The organism is Candidatus Poseidoniia archaeon, assembly GCA_030748895.1.
In the GTDB taxonomy this organism is placed as follows: domain Archaea; phylum Thermoplasmatota; class Poseidoniia; order MGIII; family CG-Epi1; genus UBA8886.
In genome coordinates this window covers 1-2,149 of record JASMLC010000025.1, presented here as the reverse complement: position 1 = coordinate 2,149, position 2,149 = coordinate 1, and the positions used below count along the sequence as shown (strand labels likewise).

Sequence of the window (2,149 nt, the reverse complement as noted above, 5' to 3'; positions counted from 1 at the left end):
ATAAAACTACAAACTATCCCAAAAAGACTAAATTACGATATCATTATTATCTAACACGTTCAGTAATCTGGATTGAATTGTCAATGCCGATACCGATGATGATAGTGCCGACCATAGCGGTGAAGATGTTCAGGTTTGTGCCACCGGTATGAACCGTAGCAGGATACCACAGGACTACAATTAAGATGGGGAGGAAGGTGATGAAGCCGAAGCGCAATGAACGGAAAATCAAGATCATCGTCACCAGCACCAGCACCAGGCTCAGGCCGATGGTTTTGTACTGTGTATTCTGTATACCTTCGTTAATGGCAATAGTCACCGGCGGGCCTCCAGTGAGTTGCGACATCTCCGCGTCTAGATTACGCAGGTAAACAGCGTCGTAGTGAGCAGCGATATTGTCAGTGCGTTCGACCAGCAGCGCTGTATCGTCTATGTTTACGTATGGCATGCTGATATAGACGAGCGCCTTGTTGTAGTCGTCTGTTAGCAGCATCGCGCGCATTTCTCCCGTGAACGAGTCGTAGAAGACGTCTATCATATCCTGCCGGAATTCAGCGCGGGTGTATGGCCCTAAATCCATCCAGGAGAGGTTATTCTCATCAAAGAAGGGATGGTGCAGGAATTCCCAGAAGCTGCCGTCGAACACTAACAGCGGCTCACCTCCTGCTTGAGACACTTCCAGCGTGATATGTGCTGACTTGAAGAAATCTACGATTGAAAACGCTGAGACATTGATGGTTTCGCCCGAGTTGCGGTTAGTGACCGAAAGGTTGTTCAACTCGACAGTAGTCCAGTTCATCACGTCCAGTACGTCTAAGTCCTTGGTCGCTGGTTTGTCTCGGTAGGGCGCCCCTGCCACCAGCAGGATGCCCGTCTGCCCTGCCTCGAACTTCTCGGAATATTCAGCCAGTTTCCTGATGGAGGCGACGTCTTCAGGGGCTGATTCATCGCCTCGGATATCCTGATCCATTACCGAGAGACGCACTAGCGAGTACCCTGTTACTAGCATTACTACCAGCAGGATTACCCGCCACTGCTGTGACGAGACGCGCGCGATTCCAGTCCATGCCTTCGGATAGTACCGGGTGTAGTTGGTGAGTTTCATGATGGCTGGAGTCATGCTTACTGTCAGTACGAACGCACAGCCGACACCGATAATCATCGTCAGCCCTACGGTACGCATTGGCGCAATCGGCGAGATGAACAGCGCTGAGAAGCCAATAGTATCCGTGATGGCGCAGAGTAGCGTCGCTTTACCGGTAGTCAGCATGGCGTTGTGAGTTGCCTTGCGATGCGGCAGTCCCGTCTCGCGGAACTCGACGATACGGTTAGCGACATGCAGCCCGTAATCGACGCCAATTCCAATAAGGATTGGTCCGGCGGCGACAATCATTGGTGTCAGCACTACGCCTGAGAGCCGTACCAATCCCAGCGTCCAGATAAGGGCACAGAAAATCGGAACGAGCACCACTGGAACCACGAAGATATTGCGGTGGAACCAGAGCATTATCCCCAGTACGATAACAAGCGAAATTGGTAGCATCGCCAACAAGTCTTCGTAGAGCCGCGCTGTCACCTCGTGCAGCACCACTACCAACCCAGTCTGCGTCATCTCGGTGCGCGCTGGGCTCTGTCGTGAGTCAATGGCTTGCTGAATACGTTCGATAATTTCCGCCTGTCTCGCATCATTGTTGCCCTCCGAGTACTTCAGCGCAAACATGATGTAAGCCGTGTCAAGAATTCCATCATCGTTGGTGTCGATAGCAAAATTCTGTAGCGCGCCAGAAGTCTGCTCGTAAATTTGGTCGACCCGATCCTGATCACTGGGTATTGCGTAACGTCCCGTCTCGTTCACCTGTTCATCATCGTATTCTTCGATCGAAAGACCACCAAATGCCTTCCCTTCCGTAGCTTCGATAAAACGACTGTTGGTCGAGTTGAACTCCTTGATGAGCGTTGAGATGCTGAGCGTGAAGATGATGTCATCATATTCTCCGCGGTCGGGGCCCTGATATCCCTGTTGTTCCATTGACTGGCCGTGCGGGTCGATTTCCCGCTCGAGCCATGCAATTTCCTTGAGCGTCGGGACGTAGGTGATATTGTGTATTACGCGGTCGTTGAACCGCTCCGGGTCGTTCGCGTTGCGGGT

General features: G+C 51.9%; 1 protein-coding gene. It reads right to left on the bottom strand.

Annotated elements, in window-relative coordinates:
- Positions 1-46: 46 nt before the first annotated feature.
- Positions 47-2,149, bottom strand: a 2,103-nt coding sequence (locus QGG57_06760; protein ID MDP7007864.1) for an MMPL family transporter, incomplete at its 5' end; no start/stop codon positions are given.